Below are 18,608 nucleotides of genomic sequence, written 5' to 3'. Positions count from 1 at the left end.
ACGTTTAGAATCCCGCCCCTTTCGCCATCCCCGGCTCCGCCACCGATCCCCGCCCCCCATGAACATCGTCGTCAACGAAGAACTCCAAGCCTATATCGACCCGTTGACGCCGGAGGAATACGAGTCGCTGGAACGCAGCATCCTCGACGAGGGCTGCCGCGACGCGCTGGTGCTGTGGGGCGACGTGCTGGTCGACGGCCACAACCGCTACGGCATCTGCCAGAAGCACGGCCTGCCCTTCCAGACGGTGCAGAACACGCGCTTCCAGTCGATCGAGGACGTGCACCTCTGGATGATCGACCAGCACCTGGGCCGGCGCAGCGTGTCGGACTTCCAGCGCGGCGTACTGGCGCTGCGCAAGAAGGACATCGTGTCGGCGCGCAGGGCGCAGAAGATCGCCCAGGTCGAAGCGGCGGACCCGAACGATCCGCCGTGGTCGGACGACGACGCAGCCGCCACGGGCACGCCGCTCAACAGCCGCGAGGACATCGCGAAGGCGGCCCGGCTGAGCAGCGGCCAGGTCGTGATGATCGAGAAGATCCAGAAGCAGGCCGCGCCGGAAGTGGTCGCCGCTCTCAAGTCGGGCGCGATCTCGCTCAACGCAGCGGCAGCCGTGTCCAGCCTGTCGGCGGAAGAACAGGTCGCGGCGGCACAAGGCGGCAAGGACGAACTCAAGCAGGCGGCCAAGCGCGTGCGCGAAGCCAAGCGCAAGCCGCGTGCGGAACGCGACCCGTCCGCCGAGCCGTCTGAAAGCCGCGGATCGAGCGAGTCCGCCGATCCGGACGTCGTCCAGGCACTGGAAAAGCGCGTGGAAGAGCTGACGAAGGAAAACACGGCCCTGCGCAAGCAGGTGATGGAACTGCTGCGGCAACTGGGCTGACCGCCACGCCCGGCCGCCGTCGCGGCCTCTACTTCAGGCTGAAACGCGCCGTCGAGGCCTTCCTTCCCACCGTCACCACGACCACGGCCTTGGTCCCGGCGCCGACCTTGAAACTGCCGGCCGCTTCGAGCCTGTCGCCCGTCGGCTTCAGTTCGACCTCCTGCTTCTCGGTGCCGGCCAGCAAGGTCAGCTTGGCGCTCGCCGTCGACACGTCGACCGGCTCGCCGTGGTCGCGCAGGTACAGCTGCATCACCGTCGGCGTGGCGACCAGTTCGTAGTCCATGTCACGGACCTCGGTGACCACGCCGCCATGCAGCGGCGTGTGCGCGTGGTCGTCGCCGTGCGCCCTTGCCGGGCTGGAAAGGAGCGATGCGGCCAGTGCGGTACCGGCCATCAGGGTGTGAAGCTTCATGCGAATCCTTGGGTGAAGGTTGGAGATAAAAATGCGCGCCATCACAGCGCGTCGGCCGTGCGGTCGTCCGCCAGCCGCTGCGCCGCCTTGCGGCCGAACAGCCAGAACATCGCGGGCGTCAGGAAGGTGTCGAGCAGCGTCGAGCTGATCAGCCCCGAGAAGATCACCACCGCCACCGGATGCAGCACCTCGGTGCCGGGGCGCTCGGCCTCGAACAGCAGCGGCGCCAGCGCGAAGGCCGTCACCAGCGCGGTCATCAGCACGGGCGCGAGCCGCTCCAGCGAGCCGCGCACGACCATCGGCTGGTCGAAGCGTTCGCCCTCGAAGCGCATCAGGTTCACGTAGTGGCTGACCTTCAGGATGCCGTTGCGCACCGAGATGCCCGCCAGCGTGATGAAGCCGACCAGCGCCGCGATCGACAGCGGCTGACCGGACAGCCACAGGCCCACCACTGCGCCCACCAAGGCCAGTGGAATGTTCGCCATCACCAGCGCCGACAGCACGGCCGATCGGTAGCGGCCGTACAGCACCACGAACATCAGCGCCAGTGAGGCGATCGACAGCAGCCCGACCAGCCGCGCGGCCTCTTCCTGCGCCTGGAACTGGCCGCCCAGCGTCACGAAATAACCCTCGGGCAGCGGTGTGGCGGCGACGGCGGCGCGGATGTCGGCGACGACGTCCGACAGCGCCCTGCCCTGCGCATTGGCCGACAGCACGATGCGCCGCTTGCCATCGTCGCGGCTGATCTGGTTCGGGCCGTCGCCGTCCTCGATGCTGGCGATGGTCGACAGCGGGATGCGCCCGCTCGGCGTCTCGATCAGGATGCGGCCGAGGCCATCGATCGAGCGTGCTTCTTCCGGCAACCGCACGACCAGCGCAAAGCGTCGGCCGCCCTCGATGATCTGCGCGACCTTCTCGCCCTCGACCAGGCTCTGCAGCGCGGTCAGCACCTGCGGCACCGGCACGCCGTACTGCGCGGCGGCGGCATAGTCGACGCGCACCTTGATCTGTGGCGCCAGCACCTGCTTCTCGATCTCCAGATCGGCCAGCCCCGGGATCGCCGCCAGCCGCGCGCGCAGCACGTCGGCCTGGCCGCGCAACGTGTCGAGGTCCTCGCCGAAGAGCTTGATCGCGATCTGCGAACGCACGCCCGACAGCATGTGGTCGATGCGGTGCGAAATCGGCTGGCCGATGGCGATCGCGGCCGGCAGGTTCGCCAGCCTGGCACGAATGTCCGCTGCGATCTCCGACATCGGCCGCTTCAGCTCGGCGGTCGGCAGCAGGCCGACGTCGAGCTCGCTGACGTGCACGCCCTCGGCATGCTCGTCGAGCTCGGCACGGCCGCTGCGTCGGCCGACGTGCACCACCTCCGGCACCTGCGCCACGAGCACCTCGGCCTGGCGCGCCAGCGCGGCGCTTTCGGCCAGCGTCACGCCCGGGTTCAGCCGCATGCCGATCAGGAAGGTGCCTTCGTTGAACGGCGGCAGGAAGGTGGTCGGGAAGAACGGCACCGCCGCGCCGGCCAGCAGCACCGCGGCGCCCGCGGCCCACAGCGCCGCCCTCGGCCGTGCGAGCACGCGCGCCAGCCCGTTGCGGTAGCGCGCCTTGAGCCACGCGAGCACCTTCGTGTCGCCGTGGTCCAGGCTCTTCATGCGCGGCAGCAGGAAGGAACTGAGCACCGGCGTGACCGTGACCGACACCACGAGCGACGCCAGCGTCGACACGATGAACGCGATGCCCAGCGGAATGAATAGCTTGCCTTCGAGCCCCGGCAGCGCGAACAGCGGCACGAACACCAGCACGATGATCACCGTCGCGTAAAGAATGCCGGAGCGCACTTCCATCGACGCCTTGGCCACCAGCGCGATCGTGCCCAGCCGCTCGGCTGCCGGCTTCAGCCGGTTCTCCTTCAGCCTGCGCAGGATGTTCTCCACGTCGACCACCGCGTCGTCGACCAGCCCGCCGATCGCGATCGCCAGGCCGCCCAGCGTCATGGTGTTGATCGACATGCCGAAGTAGCGAAAGACCAGCGCCGTGACGAGGATCGACACCGGAATGGCGGTCAGCGCGATCAGCGTCGGGCGCAGCGTGCCGAGGAAGAAGAACAGGATCGCCGCGACGAAGATCGCCGCGCCGACCAGCTTGCCCTTCAGCGTCGAGATCGAGGCTTCGATGAAGCTCGCCTGGCGGAAGGTGACGCGCGGCGCCTCCATGCCGGACGGCAGCGAGGTCTTCATGCCCGCGAGCGCTTCCTCGATCGTGCGCGTGAGGCCGATGGTGTCGGCCGTCGGCTGCTTCTGGATGCCGAGGATCACCGCCGGCTTGCCTTCGAAGCCCGCATCGCCACGCTTCGGCGCGGCGGCGAAGTCGACACCGGCGACCTGCCGCAGCAGTACCGGCCGGCCGTCGCGCGCGGTCAGCGCGAGGTTGCGCAGGTCATCGAGCCGCGAACTGCGCCCAAGGTGGCGGATCAGGTACTCGCGCCCGTTCAGCTCCAGAAAGCCGCCGGACGTGTTCGACGAATAGCCCTTCAGCGCCGCTTCGAGCTGTTCGTGCGTGATGCCCAGCGCCGCCATCCGCACCGTGTCCGGCTGCACCTGAAACTGGCGCACCTCGCCGCCGATCGGAATGACCTGCGCCACGCCCGGCACCGCGAGCAGCCGCGGGCGCAGCACCCAGTCGGCGTACTCGCGCACGGCCATCGCGGACACCTTCGACGTGTCGACCGGTATCGCGATCTGCATGATCTCGCCCATGACCGAGCTGATCGGTCCCATGCGCGGCACCACGCCGGGCGCGATCGCTTCTTCCATCGACGACAGCCGTTCGGCCACCAGCTGGCGCGCCCGGAAGATGTCGGTGTTCCAGCCGAAGGTCACGTACAGGAAGGACAGCCCGGCCGACGACACCGAGCGCACCGACTCGACGCCGGGCAGCCCGTTCATCGTGGTCTCGAGCGGAAAGGTGATGAGCTGTTCGACCTCTTCCGCGGCCATGCCGCCGGCCTCGGTCATCAGCGTGACGGTCGGCTTGTTGAGGTCGGGGAAGACGTCGACCGGCGTGGTCGACAGCGTGAAGGCGCCAAAGGCCATCAGCACCAGCGCCGCGATGAGCACCAGCAGCCGGTTGGCCAGGCTGTTGTGGAGGAGCCACTTGAACATGCGACGGCCCTCAGCGGATCTGGTTGATCAGCGTGGCACCCTGGGTGACCACGCGGTCGCCGGCCTGCAGGCCGGAGGTGACGGCGACCGTGGTGCCGTCGAGCGGCTCGGTCATGACCACGCGCGGCTCGAAACGCTCCGGTGCGACCTTGACCCACACCGTGGTCTGGTTGGCGGCGTTCTTCATCAGCACCGCCGACGGCACGGCCGCGCCCTGCACCGGCGTGCGTGTCTGCACGATCACGCGGACCGGCTGGCCGATCGACAACCGGGCGAGCGCGCCCGCACCCGCCTCGGCTGCGAACACAAGCGGCACGGCCTGGTCGCGCAAGGTGCGCGAGGCGCCGACGAAGCGCAGCGGCACGCGCTGCCCACCGGCCGCGATGGACGCACCGGCCACCTGCGCCGGCAAGGTGCCGTCGAAGGCCAGTGCCTCCACCCGCAGACGCGCCGGATCGACGATCTCGAACAGCAACTCGCGCGCATCCACCACCTGACCGAGCACGACGTCGACGGACGCGACCACGCCCGACACCGGCGCGACCAGCGCGTCGCGCGTGTCGAGCCCGGCGCCGATCGCACCGATGCGCGCGGCGAGGCTCGCCAGCTCGCTTTCTGCGGCCTCGATGTCCTTGCGCGGCACGGTGTCGGCGAGTTCGTTCAGGCGCGCCAAACGCTTCCGGGCCAGCGTGTGGCTCGCGCGCAGTTCGGCCAGTTGCGACTGCTGGCCCGCGCGCTCGAGGCTGCCGGTCGATGGCACGACATAGGCCAGCAGCTCGCCCTTCTTCACCACCTGCCCCGGGGACGGCAGGCCCCGCGGGCCGGCCTCGATGCGGCCCGCCACCAGCGGCTGCACACGGCCGCCGGCGTTCGGGTCCATCACGACGCGGCCGTTGAGCGCGACCGTCTGCGGCAGCGCCGCGATGTCGACCGCCTGGATGCGCACGCCGATCTGGCGTTGCGCGGGCTTCGGCAGGAACACGCTGCCGTCGGGCAGGCGCTGCGGACCGTTGGCACTGACCGCGGCGGGTGCTTCGCCATGGCTATGGCCTGCGTCGGCAAAAGCCGTCGCCGTGCCGGCGATGGCCGCCGTGATGACGACCCCGCGCAATGCGCTCGACGCGCGAAGGACGAGTCGATGCGGCGTCATGCGGCACCTCCGACGCGGCGCGGGCTGCCTGCCAGAAGGCGGCGTCCCGTCCAGGCCAGCAACGCGAGCAAGGCGATGCCGCCCAGCGCCCATGCGGCGATGCGCATCGGACGCTTTGCCGCGTCCTCTTCGTGGTGCGCGTCCTCATGGATGTCCAGCTCACCGGCCAGCAGATCGGACGCAGCGGGCGTGATCACGGTGGCCGTGACCGGCGTCTGGCCGGGCGTCGGCGCGGCCGTCAGCACGGCCTCGAACTCGCCGTCGCCGTGCGGCTTCAGCGTCAGCGGCGCGCCGCCGAGTTCGATCTCGAGCCGGGCGTCCTTCACCGGGCTGTTGTCCGCGGCATGGTCGAGGTACAGCGTGAGCGTGCGGCCGTCGAGCACGCCGACCAGTTCGAACAGCTCCGAGGTGGCCGTGAAGCGCGGCAGCACCGGGCCGGCGGATGCGGGTGCGGCATCGCCGTGCGAATGGCCGTGGCCATCGTCGGCATGGACGGCGGCGCCGAAAAGCAAGGCCAGCAGCAGGATGCCCGCCGAGGCCGGAAGCGAAAGATGTGTCATGGACAGATTCCGAATGGGTTCATGGTGCACGGTCATTCCGGCAGGAGACCGAGGGCCTGGCGCAGTTGGGAGACGGCCGCCGACAGGTCGACGCGGGCGCGGGCGCTCTGGCGTTCGGCCTCCGTGTCTTCGAGGTCGATGCGCAGGCGGTTCGGCAGGTCGGTCTCGCCGAGGCGGAAGGACTTGTCGTAGAAGCCACGCGCTTCGCGCGCCAGCACGGCCCGCCGCGCGGCCGCTTCGGCCACGACTTCGGCGGCGGCGAGTTGCTCGCGTGCGGATGCGATGTCTGCGGCGATGCGCTCGCTTTCGGCCATGAGTGCGATCTCCGCTTCGGTCTGGTCGGCCGAGGCTTCGGCCAGCCGCGCGGCATGCCGGTCACTCGACCCGAACGGGATGCGCAGGCCGATCGTGAGCGCGCGTGCATAGGGCTCGCCGATGCCGCTGCGCTCGCGTGAGGTGGCGATCGTGAGCTCCGGGTTGGCGCGCTTCTCGATGCCGGCCAGGTCGCGCGTGCGGCGCGCCACCTCGGCCTTGTCGGCCAAGTCACGCAGCAACGGATGCACGGCCAGCGCCGCATCGGCCGCCAGCGCGGGAACTGCTTCGCCGCGCACATCGAGCGCCGCCGCCAGCGGCAGGCCGGTCAGCGCGCGAAGGTTCTGCGCAGCCCGGCTCGCCGCCGACTGCGCCAGGGCGAACTCGGCCTCCGCCGCAGCTGATGCGCCATCGGCCTGGTGCTGGTCGGCACGCGACAGATCGCCGGCCCGCACACGCCGCGCCACATCGGCCGCCAGTTGCTGCGCGTGGTCGCCGCGCGACTGCGCCGTGCGCTGGGCCTCGCGCGCGCCCTGCACGGCCCACCAGGCTTCGCGCACCGCGGCGGCGGCACGCCAGCGGGCAGCGGCGAGCTGGCTGTCGATGGCGTTCCGCGCCGCATCGGCCAGCGCGATGGCGCCGTCGCGCTGGCCGGGAAGCCAAAGCGGCGCAGCAATACCGGCGACCCATTCGCGGTCGCCCTGGTTGGTCTGCAGCCGGTCACTCTTGGCCGACAGCTCCAGCGCCATGGGCTCGGGCATCCAGTGGCCGGCGGCCCGGAGACGGGCTGCGGCGGCGTCACGCCGGGCGTCGGCCGCACGGGTCTGCGGCAACCGCGCCAGCGCTGCATCGACGGCCTGTTTCAGCGTGACCGGTGTGACCGGCGTGGCGGCAGTGGGAACGGCGGCGGCATCGGCCGCTTGCTGCGCCGACGCATTCGACGGATTCAGCACGCCGCAGACGAGCGGCGCGCACAGGACGAGGCGCGACAAGCGTCGCCTCGCGCCCCTGGATGTCCAGGGTGGGATGTTCATGATCAACCTCGTTGGTTGCGGGCGAACGCCCGCGAATCAAAACCAACCGGCGAGGCAAGGCGCGCCAGGGCGGCGCACCGGGGAAAGGAAAGGACGACCCCGCCGGAGACTCAGGCGAGGTGTGGCGACGGCGGTCGCAAGGGGTTGTCGAGCGCGCGGTCCGTCAGTTGCCGACGGTAGAGGCTGCGGCCCGGGGCGGCGTCCAGCACGGGCGACGACAGGCCCGCGAAGGCCATGGTGGCCGGCGTTCCGTGTCCATGGCAGGTGGCGCAGTCGGCGTGATAGGCGGCCTGCGCCCTTTCGACATCGTTCACGTCGTCGCTGAACGCAGCGGGTGCATCGGCGTTGTCGGCAATGCGCATCGCCTTCGCGTCGTGACGATGTTCGTGGTGGCCCAGATGCCGCGCGCCGCTGCCGCTTTCATGCGCGCACAACTCGCCCACCGCCGCCCAGGTGGACTGGAGCGAGACGATCAGCATCATCAGTACGAGCAGGAGACGGCGCATGGCGCGGCGAGTCTAGCTGCAGTGTCCAAGAGCACACTGGGTCAAGGTGAATACGGGACGCGGAACCTGGTTCGGCAGTCGCGCATTTGCCGGCCTCGATCAACGCACGATGGGCACCGACTCGCGATCCTCGAACGCCGACTGCACGGCTTCCAGCACACGCAAGGCGGTCCGCTCGTCCTCCAGGCGCGGATACTCTTTCTTGAGCTTTGCAGACACTTGCCAACCGTTTTCCTTGACCGAGCGGATCAGCCGGTTGGCGTCCTGATTCGGCATCTCCAGCACCTCTTTCAGGCGCTCCTGAGCACGCTGGAATCTCTGCAACACCCTGGCCTCGTCGGCCATCTCCGTGCGGATGGTGTGCGCAATCACCTGGGCCGTATAGAGCACCTGCTCGGTCAGGTCCGGGTAACGCCACACGAAGAGTGCATCGCCATAGGCATCGAAGTGGAAATTGGTGCGCGTTCCATCGTCGCAGGTGATCGTCTCGCCGAAGCGGTAGGCCGTGGCATATCTGCGCATGAAAGGACGCGAGAACACCTCGAGCGACCGGTCATAACCAGCCCTGAACGCGATGGAACTGATGATGGTGGCCGACACCGGCAGAACCACACCGTCCGGGATGGCCTTGTCACGCTGCAATGTGTCGTTGATCAGGAAGCGATGGATACGTCCGTTTCCATCGCGCATCGGATGGATATAGACGAAGGCGAATGCCAATGCCGCCGCACGTGCCACGGGTTCGGCACCGCGGGTCGCTTCTTCGAACGCCGCGAGCCCGTCCAGCAACTGCTGCACATCGTCGAAGTGCGGCGCAATGTAGTGAACGATGTCGTCACGGAGGCTGGCCTGACCGACGAAGACCGGTGAACGCCTCAGCCCCAGGCCCAGTGCGTCATGGCCCAGGATTCCAGCCTGCAAGGCATGCAGGCTGGCGTTGCTCAATGGCGCCGGGATTCGGCCGCAGTACTGGGCGATGACATGGGCAAAACGCTGGATCCTGTCTGCCTGGTCTGCCTCCTTCTCGATCAGGAAACTGGCCCTGGACTCCTTGAAGGTCAACCAGCTGGCCGTACGCATGAGCACATCTGCACCGAAGGACTTGTCCAGTTCGGCCAGGCCCGCCGCCGCGTCGAACCGCAGAGCCTCTCGAAGCGCCTCGGTTCTGCGTACCAGCGGACAGAAGGTTCGTGTCCCCGGCAGGTTGTTGTTGATCCGCCACCGACGCTCCCGCTGCGGTTCGGTCCGGGTCAGATACGCCTCGCGGGACAGAAGGTCGACATAGGCGCCGTTGTTCAGGTTCGGCACATCCAGTTGCGCTCCGGTCAACCATTCGTAGAGGAAACCTGCCCGGCGGGCGTACTGACCGAAAGGCTCGCGTCGGCACCATGCCTCCACCGGTTCGGGCCCCGTGACCAAAAAAAGGCGCGCAAGGAATTCGAGATGGATTTCCTCGTACTTGAGGCCGAATGCGAAGTGACCGGCAAACTCGTCCTCGGGGCGATAGCTGGCCGGATACTGGTTCTGCACATGCCCGTCATCTTCCCGGCGGACACGAGCAGTACCAATACGGGATTCGACTCGCAACGGCTGAGCCACCACCACACCGTAGTGCGCCTCCAAAGCCTTGAAGCCGACCTGCATGGCAACGGAATCCTTTTCAAAGTCGCTATTTTGATAAAAATCTTGGTTTTTTTATCGAAAACGATATCTTCATCCCAGCGAAAACTGTCCGTTCAAATCAAAATTGATACCAGGAATATGATTTTTCGCGAAAACGATAATAAACCACAGAAGCTGTTCAATCCACCTCGACCGTCAACCATTCCCCATGGGCAATCGGTTGCACCGGCCACTCGGTGGCGTCTCGCGGGCAGCGCACGCCGCGCTGCAGCAGCCACACGGCGCGGATCACGCCGGCATGCGTGACCCAGGCGGCATCGCGGCCCGTGGCATGCCATGCATCCCAGGCCAGGCCCACGCGCTGCATGAAGCCGCGTGTGCTTTCGCCGCCGACACCAGCCCGCGTGTCGGCGAAGTCGGCGGTCCAGGCGTCGATGTCGGCACGTGCGATCTGCTTCCAGGGCTGCATCTCCCATGCGCCGAAATCCATCTCGGCCAGACGCGGGTCGAGCACCGGGCTGTCGAGGTCGGGCCGCAACGCGCCGATGCCCTGCGCCAGTGCCGTACAGCGCCGAAGCGGCGAGCTGTGCAGCACGATGCCTTGCGGCAATTGGGGCGCCATGGCGATGGCGGCACGCTGCGTCTCCGCCGCTTGCGCGGGCAGATCGCTCGCGCCATAGCAAAGCCCCGGCGCGGCGTCCACCGGCGCATGGCGGATCAGCCAGAGCCTCATGCGCGTGCCGCCAGCGCGAGGTAGATCGCGAGTTCGGCCACCTGTTGCGTCGCGCCCAGGCAGTCGCCCGTGAAGCCGGCCAGCCGGCGCCGGAACTGCCAGCCCAGCAGCACCGTGACGACAGCCATCGCCAGCAGCGCCGACGCGCCACGCAGCGCGCCGTGCTGATGCAGCAGCAATGCCGCGGCCGGCAGCGACCACAGCAGTGCGACCGCCAGCGCCGACCCGCTGACCGCATCGGCCAGCGGCTTGGCCTTGCCGCCATCGCCGCCGACGTAGGGCAGCGTGCGCATCAGCAGCAGCGGTGCAAAGCGCGACAGCACATGCGCGCCCAGCACCGCGCCGCAGGCCAGTGCAACGCCCTGCCCGGCCAGCGTGGTCAACAGCGCAACCTTCAAGCCCAGTGCCAGCACCAGCGCGATCGCGCCGAAGGCACCGATGCGCGAGTCCTTCATGATCTCCAGCGCCCGCTCGCGCCGCTGCGAACCGCCGAGGCCATCGGCCACGTCGGCGAGGCCGTCCTCGTGGAACGCGCCCGTCAACAGCACGGTGACGATCACGCACAGCACCGCGGCAACCATGCCCGACCACAGCGACAACGCAGCGCAGAACGCAGCCGCGCCGATCGCCCCGACCAACCAGCCGACCGCCGGGAAATGCGCCGCGCTCGCCCGCAGCATCGCGGGGCTGTAGCCGACCCACGCAGCCAGCCGCCCGGTGACCGGGATGCGCGTGAAGAACTGCAGCGCGAGCAGGAAGTGGCGCAGGCCGCGGCGCATCGCTGCCTCAGGCGCGCGAGACGCCCGCGGATTCGAAGCTCGCCATGTCGCGCAGGATGCGGCAGGCCGACTCGAGCAGCGGCCAGGCCAATGCGGCGCCGGAACCTTCGCCGAGCCGCAGGTCGAGTTGCAGCAGCGGCTCGAGTCCCAGGTACTTCAGCAGCAGCGCATGGCCCGGTTCGGCCGACCGATGGGCTGCGACGCAGCGCTGCACCACCTTCGGTTGCAGCGCGTTCGCGACCAGCACGGCGGAGCTCGCGATGAAACCGTCGAGCACGATCACGCGCCGCTCCTGCGCTGCCTGCAGCACGGCGCCGACCAGCGTGGCGATCTCGAAGCCGCCGAACGCGGCCAGTGCCGCCAATGGCGACGTCGCCGTGGCGTGCAGCGCGAGCACCTCGCCGAGGATCTGGCGCTTGCGCGCGCGGCCGGCCGCGTCGAGCCCCGTGCCGGTGCCGGTGACGGCGTCGATGTCCTGGCCGGCCAGCCGTGCGAGCAGCATGGACGCGGCCGACGAATTGCCGATGCCCATTTCGCCCAGCAGCAGCGCGTTGCCCGGCATTTCGCGCACCAGCGCCCTGCCGTTGTTGATCGCTTCCTCGCACTGGGCGGGCGTCATCGCCGGGCCGGCCGACGCATCGGCGGTGCCGGGCGCGATCTTGCGTACCACCAGGCCGTCGCGCGGCGCGAAGTCGTGGCGCACACCGCAATCGACCACCGTGAGCGCCAGCCCGTGCTGGCGCGCGAGCACGCTCACCGCTGCGCCGCCCGCGAGAAAGTTCTCGACCATCTGCCAGGTCACGTCGCTCGGATAGGCCGAGACGCCGCGCGCCGCCAGGCCGTGGTCGGCGGCGCAGACCAGCATCTGCGGCTGCAGCAGCGCCGGCAGGTCGCTGCCAAGGATGCTGCCGATCCGCAGCGCGAGCGCTTCGAGCCGGCCGAGCGCGCCGACGGGCTTGGTCTTGTTGTCGATCGCGTGTTGCAGCCGCTGAGCGAGCGCTGCGTCGTTCAGGTCGTCGATCGTGGGAATCAGGGAAGTGGTGGTCATGGCGTCAGTCGATGAGGGCGTTGAGTACGCCGGGTGCGAAATGGGTGTCGATGAAGTCGGCCAGGCCGTCGAAGACGGCGTCCAGCGTGGGCGCGGTGGCGCCGAACAGGGCCCGCAACGCCGCCGGGTCTTCGAACAGGCCGTGCAGGTAGAGCCCGAGCACGTTGCCGGCAGCGTTCTGCCAGGCCAGGCCGTCGGGCATCACGGCCTGCGCGACATCGCCTGCCGCGGCCATGGCGGCATGCGGCGCGGTCTGGCCGTGGTGGATCTCGTAGCCGCCGACCGCGACGCCGGACAAGGCGGCCCACGGCCCGCGCAACGCAGCGAAGCGGACCTCGCGCTGGCGCACCGTCTTGTCGGGCGCGAACACGGTGACCAGTGGCAGCAGGCCGAGCCCCGGCGCGTTGCCGTCGATGCCGTGCGGATCGATCAGCGCCTCGCCCAGCATCTGGAGCCCGCCGCAGATGCCGAGCACGCTGCCGCCGCGCGCCGCGTGCGCGGCGATCGCGCGGTCGAGGCCTTGTGAGCGCAGCCAGGCCAGGTCGCCGCTGGTGTGCTTGGAGCCGGGCAGCACGATCCAGTCGGCATCGGACACGTCCGCCGGGCTGCGCGCCCAGCGCAGGCGCACGCCGGGCACGTTCTTCAGGGGCTGGAATTCGTCGAGATTGCTGATGCGCGGATAGGCCACCACGGCGACGGTGGTCGTCACGTCGCCGCGCGCGGTGCTGCGGTCATCGAAGACGCCGTCTTCTTCCGGCAGGCCGTGCTGCCACCACATCGGCAGGGTCGCCACGGTCGGCACGCCGGTCAGGGCTTCGAGCTGCTGCGGCGCCGGCGCCAGCAGCGACGCGTCGCCGCGGAAGCGGTTCAGCACGAAGCCGTGCAGCAATGCGCGGTCGGCCTCGGGCATCAGCGCCCAGGTGCCGTAGAGATGGGCGAAGGCACCGCCGCGGTCGATGTCGGTCACCAGCAGGCAACGCGCGTTCGCATGGCGGGCCACGCGCAGGTTCACGATGTCGCTGGCCATCAGGTTGATCTCGGCCGGCGAACCCGCGCCCTCGATCACCACGATGTCGTTTTCGGCGCGCAGCGCATCGAGCGATGCGGCGATGTACGGCCACACGCGCTCGCTGCGGCCACGCCATGGCAGGCCGGTGAGTTCGGCATTCACCTGGCCGAGCAGAACGACCTGGCTGTGCGTGTCGCGCTCGGGCTTGAGCAGCAGCGGATTCATCCGCACCTCCGGCACGGCCCGCGCCGCGAGCGCCTGGAAGTACTGCGCGCTGCCGATCTCGCCGCCGTGATTTTCAGTCGGGCGGTCCCCGGGAAAATCGGCGTCCACGGGGGACGGCGCAGCACACGAAGCGACCGGCGCGGGGCCAACGACCCGCGCGTTGTTGCTCATGTTCTGCGCCTTGAACGGCGCGACCTTGAAACCCTGCCGCGCATACCAGCGGCACAGCGCGGTCGTGACCCAGCTCTTGCCGGCACCGCTGGTGGTGCCGAGGACCATGATGCAGCGGGCTCCGGCGCTGTCCACCTTTTGACTCATCGCCGCATTGTCCCCGAGGACGCGACGAAGAGCCGCAGTGCCGCTCTTCTTCTCTGGCCAGCCGATGGTCCGTCGATCAGTCGAGACGCGAAACCTTCGTCGCCCCCGGCACGTCCCATCCACCACCCAGCGCACGGATCAGCCCCACCGTCGCCTGGTACTGCGCCGACTTCACCTGCAGCGCCTGCCGACGGTTGCGCAGTTCGCTGCGGCGCGCATCGAGCAGGTCGAGCTGGCTGACCATGCCGTTGCGGTAGCGCGAATCCGACAGTGATGTGGCACGGCGGGCCGAGGCCACCGCCCTCGCCTGCACGGTTGCCTGCTCGTCGAGCAGGCGCAGCGAGGACAGCTGGTCCTCGACTTCGCGGAAGGCCGTCAGCACGTCGCTGCGGTAGCTGGCGAGCGCGCCGTCGAGTTGGGCCGATGCGCTCTGCACGCCCGCCTCGCGCCGGCCGCCGTCGAGCAGCGGCAGCGACAGCAGCGCGCCGATGCCCCACGAGCGGGCCGACCACTTGAACAGGTCGCCCAGGTCCGGCGACCCGTAGCCGCCTGCGCCCGTCAGCGAGATCGTCGGGAACCAGGCCGTCTGCGCAACGCCGACCCGCGCCTGTGCGGCCATCACGGTGCGCTGCGCCGCGGCCACGTCGGGCCGGCGTTCGAGCACGGTCGATGGCAGTCCGGCCGGAATGGTCGGCAACGCCGTCGTCCATTCGCCCGCATCCAGACTGAAGCTCGATGCGGCATCGCCGGTCAGCACGGCCAGCGCGTGTTCGAGCAGCGCGCGCTGCCGATCGAGCGCGAGCGCGTCGGATTCGGTGGACGCCAGCTCGGTCTGCACGCGTGCGACGTCGAGCTCGGCCAGGTCGCCGGCACGCTGGCGACGTTCGGTGAGCGTGAGCGTGTCGCGGTAGGCGGCCACGGTCTCGCGCATCAGCACGCGTTCGGCGTCGGTGGCGCGCAGTTGCAGGTAGCCCTGCGCGACTTCGGCCTGTACCAGCAGCTTCGCGCTCTGCAGCAAGGCTTCGCGCGATTGCGCGTCGAGCGCCGCGGCCTGGCTGGCACCGGAGAGCCGGCCGAACAGGTCAAGCTCGTAGGACACGCTGGCACCGGCCGTCAACAAGGTGCCGGCCTGGCCGGTCGTGGTGCGGTCGATGCCCGCGGCGCGATTCGCACCGGCACCCAGGCCGACCTGCACCGAGCGATCGGCGTCGACCGTGCGGGCCAACGCCCGGGCTTCGGCCAGCCGCGCGGCGGCCTGCTGGATGCTGGTGTTCTGCGCGGCAGCGCGTTCGACCAGGCCGTCGAGCACCGGATCGTTGAAGGCGCGCCACCAGTCGCCGGCCGGCTGCACAGGCGCCTGCACGGCGCTGGCCTTGGCGGCGGCGGCTTCCTTGAATTGCGTGGGTGCGCCGGTCATTGGCGGCACCACCGCGGTCGACGCGCAGCCGGCCAGCACCAATGCTGCGATCAACGGCAGCCAGGTCGCACGCAGCGGCCGGCGCGCCGGGGAGGATGAAAGTCGGGTCATGTGAGACTCCTTGAAACTTGATTCGCGACGCGCTCAGGCGTCGGGGTGGCGCGGTGCCGCAGGCTGCGGACGCAGCCCGCCGCCGCCACCGGATGAAGTACCCGCACCGTGGTTGCCATGACCGGCATGGCTCACCGACAGGTCGCCGGCCGGCGCGAAGTCCTCGACGTCGTGCGGCACGCCGCCGTGCAGCTTCAACGGCCGGTTGCCCGCCAGTCGGCGCATCAGCACGTAGAACACCGGCGTGAGGAACAGGCCGAAGGCCGTCACGCCGAGCATGCCGGCGAACACCGCCACGCCCATGGCGCTGCGCATTTCAGCGCCGGCACCGGTCGAGAGCACGAGCGGCAGCACGCCCATCACGAAGGCCAGCGAGGTCATCAGGATCGGCCGCAGACGCAGCCGGCTGGCCTCGATGGCAGCCTGCACCGGCGAGCGCCCCGCGAACTCGAGCTCCCGGGCGAACTCGACGATCAGGATCGCGTTCTTCGCACTCAGCCCGACCAGCACGATCAGCCCGATCTGCGTGAACACGTTGTTGTCGCCGCCCGAGATCCAGACGCCGGTCATGGCCGCGAGCAGGCCCATCGGCACGATCAGGATGATCGCGATCGGCAGCGTCAGGCTTTCGTATTGCGCGGCCAGCACCAGGAACACCAGCAGGATCGCCAGCGGGAACACCAGGAAGGCGGAGTTGCCGGCCAGGATCTCCTGGTACGTCAGCTCGGTCCACTCGAAGCTGATGCCCTTGGGCAGCGTCTCGGCGGCGATGCGTGCGACCGCGTCCTGCGCCTGGCCCGACGAGAAGCCCGGTGCGGGGCCGCCGTTGATGTCGGCCGCGAGGTAGCCGTTGTAGCGCATGGCGCGTTCCGGGCCGAAGCTCGAATTGACCTTCATCAGCGCCGACAGCGGCACCATTTCGCCCGAGGTCGAGCGCACCTTCAGCAGGCCGACGTCTTCGGCACGGGCACGATACGGTGCATCGGCCTGGACCCGCACCGAGTACGTGCGGCCGAACTTGTTGAAGTCGTTCGCGTACAGGCTGCCGAGGTAGATCTGCATGGTGTCGAAGATGTCCGTCACCGGCACGCCGAGCTGGCGCGCCTTGGTGCGGTCGATGTCGGCATAGAGCTGCGGCACGTTGACCTGCCAGCTCGTGAACATGCCGGCCAACTCGGGCGTCTGGTAGGCCTTGGCCATGAAGGCCTTGACCGCCGCGTCCATCTGGTCGTAGCCGAGCGATGCGCGGTCCTCGATCTGCATCTTGAAGCCGCCCGTGGTGCCGAGCCCGGCCACCGGCGGCGGCGGGAACATCACGATGAAGGCGTCCTGGATGCCGCCGAACTGCTGGTTGAGCTGGCCTGCGACGGCGCCGCCGCTCTGGTCCTTGCGCTTGCGCTGGTCGAATGGCTTGAGCGTGACGAACACCACGCCCGAGTTCGAGCTGTTGGTGAAGCCGTTGATCGACAGGCCCGGGAAGGCGATGGCGTCCTCGACGTTCGGGTTCTTCTTCACGATCTCGCCCATGCGGTGGATCACGTCTTCCGTGCGGTCGAGCGTGGCGCCGTCGGGCAACTGCGCGAAGCCGATCAGGTACTGCTTGTCCTGCGCCGGCACGAAGCCGCTCGGCACCGCCTTGAACAGGCCGAAGGTCACGCCGATCAGCGCCAGGTAGATGACGAGCATCAGCGTCTTGCGCGAGATCACGCCCTTCACGCCGCCGCTGTAGGCCTCGGAGCCGCGATGGAACAGCTTGTTGAAGCCGCGGAACAGCCAGCCGAGCGTCTTGTCCATGCCGCGCGTCAACGCGTCCTTCGGCTGGTCGTGGCCGCGCAGCAGCAAGGCAGCCAGCGCGGGCGACAGCGTGAGCGAGTTGATCGCCGAGATCACGGTCGAGATCGCGATGGTCACCGCGAACTGACGGTAGAACTGCCCGGTCAGGCCGCTGATGAAGGCCAGCGGCACGAACACGGCCACCAGCACCAGCGCGATCGCGATGATCGGGCCCGACACCTCGCGCATCGCCTTGTAGGTGGCTTCGCGCGGCGTCAGGCCGGCCTCGATGTTGCGCTCGACGTTCTCGACCACCACGATCGCATCGTCGACCACGATACCGATCGCCAGCACCAGGCCGAACAGGCTCAGTGCGTTGATCGAGAAGCCCAGCACGTGGAGCACCGCGAAGGTACCGACCACCGACACCGGCACGGCCAGCAGCGGGATGATCGATGCGCGCCAGGTCTGCAGGAACAGGATCACGACCAGCACCACCAGCGCGATGGCTTCGAGCAGCGTGTGGATGACCGATTCGATCGAAGCGCGCACGAACTGCGTCGGGTCGTAGGCGATGCGGTACTCCACGCCTTCCGGCATGGACTTCGCCAGATCGTCCATGGTCTGGCGCACGTCGCGCGAGATGTCGAGTGCGTTCGAGCCGGGCGACTGGAACACGCCCATGCCGACGGCGGCGTCGTTGTTGAGCAGCGAGCGCAGCGAATAGTCGGCCGCGCCGAGTTCGAGCCGGCCGATGTCGCGCAGCCGGGTGACGGCACCGTCGGTGCCGCTCTTCACGATGATGTCGCCGAATTCCTCTTCGCTCTGCAGGCGGCCCTGCGCGTTGATCGACAACTGCATGTCGACGCCCGACAGGCCTGGCGATGCACCGACCACGCCGGCCGCGGCCTGGATGTTCTGGCCGCGGATGGCCGCCACCACGTCGCTGGCCGACAGGCCGCGCTGCGCAACCTTCTGCGGGTCAAGCCAGACGCGCATCGAATACTCACCGCCGCCGAAGATCTGCACCTGGCCCACGCCCTGGATGCGCGCGAGCCGGTCCTTGACGTTCAGCACCGCGTAGTTGCGCAGGTAGTTGATGTCGTAGCGGTTGTTGGGCGACACCATGTGCACGACCATCGTCAGATCGGGTGCACTCTTGATGGTCGTGATGCCCAGGCGCCGCACCTCTTCGGGCAGCCGCGGCTCGGCCTGCGCGACGCGGTTCTGCACCAGCTGCTGCGCCTTGTCCGGGTCGGTGCCCAGCTTGAAGGTGACGGTCAGCGTCATTACGCCGTCGGTGGTCGCCTGGCTGCCCATGTAGAGCATGCCCTCGACGCCGTTGATCTGCTCTTCCAGCGGCGTGGCGACGGTCTCGGCAATGACCTTCGGATTGGCGCCCGGGTACTGGGCGCGAACGACGACGGATGGCGGCGAGACCTCCGGGTATTCGGAGATCGGCAGGCCGCGCAGGGCGATCAGCCCGGCGACGACCATCAGCACCGACAGCACGCCGGCAAAGATCGGTCGGTCGATGAAGAACTTGGATAGATTCAT

At 69.0% G+C, this 18,608-nt stretch carries 14 protein-coding genes; 1 reads left to right on the top strand and 13 read right to left on the bottom strand.

Annotated elements, in window-relative coordinates:
- The first annotated feature begins 58 nt into the window (after positions 1-58).
- Positions 59-880, top strand: a complete 822-nt coding sequence (locus AC07PZ_RS27360; RefSeq protein WP_495298313.1) for a ParB N-terminal domain-containing protein — start codon at positions 59-61, stop codon at positions 878-880.
- 28 nt (positions 881-908) lie between these two features.
- Here AC07PZ_RS27360 and AC07PZ_RS27355 read toward each other — a convergent pair whose 3' ends face one another.
- The 13 genes from AC07PZ_RS27355 to AC07PZ_RS27295 form a co-directional block, all read right to left on the bottom strand.
- On the bottom strand, positions 909-1,292 hold the full coding sequence (locus AC07PZ_RS27355) for a hypothetical protein (RefSeq protein WP_495298312.1): 384 nt from the start codon (positions 1,290-1,292) through the stop codon (positions 909-911).
- Between the two features lie 41 nt (positions 1,293-1,333).
- Positions 1,334-4,453: an efflux RND transporter permease subunit gene (locus AC07PZ_RS27350; RefSeq protein ID WP_495298311.1), complete on the bottom strand. Its 3,120-nt coding sequence runs from the start codon at positions 4,451-4,453 to the stop codon at positions 1,334-1,336.
- A gap of 10 nt (positions 4,454-4,463) precedes the next feature.
- Positions 4,464-5,603 carry an efflux RND transporter periplasmic adaptor subunit gene (locus AC07PZ_RS27345; protein ID WP_495298310.1) on the bottom strand — a complete coding sequence of 380 codons (1,140 nt, stop codon included), beginning with the start codon at positions 5,601-5,603 and terminating at the stop codon, positions 4,464-4,466.
- Positions 5,600-6,163, bottom strand: coding sequence for a hypothetical protein (locus AC07PZ_RS27340; RefSeq protein ID WP_495298309.1), 564 nt, complete (start codon positions 6,161-6,163; stop codon positions 5,600-5,602). The genes AC07PZ_RS27345 and AC07PZ_RS27340 overlap by 4 nt, the downstream gene beginning before the upstream one ends.
- 32 nt (positions 6,164-6,195) lie before the next feature.
- Positions 6,196-7,509, bottom strand: a complete 1,314-nt coding sequence (locus AC07PZ_RS27335) for a TolC family protein (RefSeq protein ID WP_495298308.1) — start codon at positions 7,507-7,509, stop codon at positions 6,196-6,198.
- A gap of 110 nt (positions 7,510-7,619) precedes the next feature.
- Positions 7,620-8,015, bottom strand: coding sequence for a hypothetical protein (locus tag AC07PZ_RS27330; protein WP_495298307.1), 396 nt, complete (start codon positions 8,013-8,015; stop codon positions 7,620-7,622).
- Between the two features lie 99 nt (positions 8,016-8,114).
- A complete protein-coding gene (locus AC07PZ_RS27325; RefSeq protein WP_495298306.1) occupies positions 8,115-9,659 on the bottom strand; it encodes a Fic family protein in 1,545 nt (514 codons plus the stop codon).
- A gap of 157 nt (positions 9,660-9,816) precedes the next feature.
- Positions 9,817-10,371, bottom strand: a complete 555-nt coding sequence (locus AC07PZ_RS27320; protein WP_495298305.1) for a histidine phosphatase family protein — start codon at positions 10,369-10,371, stop codon at positions 9,817-9,819.
- Positions 10,368-11,150 (bottom strand): adenosylcobinamide-GDP ribazoletransferase, encoded by a 783-nt coding sequence (gene cobS / locus AC07PZ_RS27315; RefSeq protein WP_495298304.1) that lies wholly within the window; start codon positions 11,148-11,150, stop codon positions 10,368-10,370. The genes AC07PZ_RS27320 and cobS overlap by 4 nt, the downstream gene beginning before the upstream one ends.
- Before the next feature lie 7 nt (positions 11,151-11,157).
- A complete protein-coding gene (gene cobT / locus AC07PZ_RS27310) occupies positions 11,158-12,198 on the bottom strand; it encodes a nicotinate-nucleotide--dimethylbenzimidazole phosphoribosyltransferase (RefSeq protein ID WP_495298303.1) in 1,041 nt (346 codons plus the stop codon).
- Positions 12,199-12,202: 4 nt separating this feature from the next.
- Positions 12,203-13,711, bottom strand: a complete 1,509-nt coding sequence (locus AC07PZ_RS27305) for a cobyric acid synthase (RefSeq protein ID WP_495298302.1) — start codon at positions 13,709-13,711, stop codon at positions 12,203-12,205.
- 115 nt (positions 13,712-13,826) lie between these two features.
- Positions 13,827-15,278, bottom strand: coding sequence for an efflux transporter outer membrane subunit (locus AC07PZ_RS27300; RefSeq protein ID WP_495298301.1), 1,452 nt, complete (start codon positions 15,276-15,278; stop codon positions 13,827-13,829).
- A 33-nt stretch (positions 15,279-15,311) separates the two neighbouring features.
- The gene (locus AC07PZ_RS27295; protein WP_495298300.1) at positions 15,312-18,608 is read right to left on the bottom strand and encodes an efflux RND transporter permease subunit; all 3,297 of its coding nucleotides are present in this window, start codon (positions 18,606-18,608) and stop codon (positions 15,312-15,314) included.

Source organism: Variovorax sp. GW821-FHT10B04, assembly GCF_059415645.1.
This window is presented reverse-complemented; position numbering and strand designations above follow the sequence as displayed.

Bases quoted from the DNA above. Each gene is read 5' to 3' on its own strand.
- AC07PZ_RS27360 (WP_495298313.1), top strand. From the start codon at position 59: ATGAACATCGTCGTCAACGAAGAACTCCAAGCCTATATCGACCCGTTG.
- AC07PZ_RS27355 (WP_495298312.1), bottom strand. From the start codon at position 1,292: ATGAAGCTTCACACCCTGATGGCCGGTACCGCACTGGCCGCATCGCTC.
- AC07PZ_RS27350 (WP_495298311.1), bottom strand. From the start codon at position 4,453: ATGTTCAAGTGGCTCCTCCACAACAGCCTGGCCAACCGGCTGCTGGTG.
- AC07PZ_RS27345 (WP_495298310.1), bottom strand. From the start codon at position 5,603: ATGACGCCGCATCGACTCGTCCTTCGCGCGTCGAGCGCATTGCGCGGG.
- AC07PZ_RS27340 (WP_495298309.1), bottom strand. From the start codon at position 6,163: ATGACACATCTTTCGCTTCCGGCCTCGGCGGGCATCCTGCTGCTGGCC.
- AC07PZ_RS27335 (WP_495298308.1), bottom strand. From the start codon at position 7,509: ATGAACATCCCACCCTGGACATCCAGGGGCGCGAGGCGACGCTTGTCG.
- AC07PZ_RS27330 (WP_495298307.1), bottom strand. From the start codon at position 8,015: ATGCGCCGTCTCCTGCTCGTACTGATGATGCTGATCGTCTCGCTCCAG.
- AC07PZ_RS27325 (WP_495298306.1), bottom strand. From the start codon at position 9,659: ATGCAGGTCGGCTTCAAGGCTTTGGAGGCGCACTACGGTGTGGTGGTG.
- AC07PZ_RS27320 (WP_495298305.1), bottom strand. From the start codon at position 10,371: ATGAGGCTCTGGCTGATCCGCCATGCGCCGGTGGACGCCGCGCCGGGG.
- cobS (WP_495298304.1), bottom strand. From the start codon at position 11,150: ATGCGCCGCGGCCTGCGCCACTTCCTGCTCGCGCTGCAGTTCTTCACG.
- cobT (WP_495298303.1), bottom strand. From the start codon at position 12,198: ATGACCACCACTTCCCTGATTCCCACGATCGACGACCTGAACGACGCA.
- AC07PZ_RS27305 (WP_495298302.1), bottom strand. From the start codon at position 13,711: ATGGTCCTCGGCACCACCAGCGGTGCCGGCAAGAGCTGGGTCACGACC.
- AC07PZ_RS27300 (WP_495298301.1), bottom strand. From the start codon at position 15,278: ATGACCCGACTTTCATCCTCCCCGGCGCGCCGGCCGCTGCGTGCGACC.
- AC07PZ_RS27295 (WP_495298300.1), bottom strand. From the start codon at position 18,608: ATGAATCTATCCAAGTTCTTCATCGACCGACCGATCTTTGCCGGCGTG.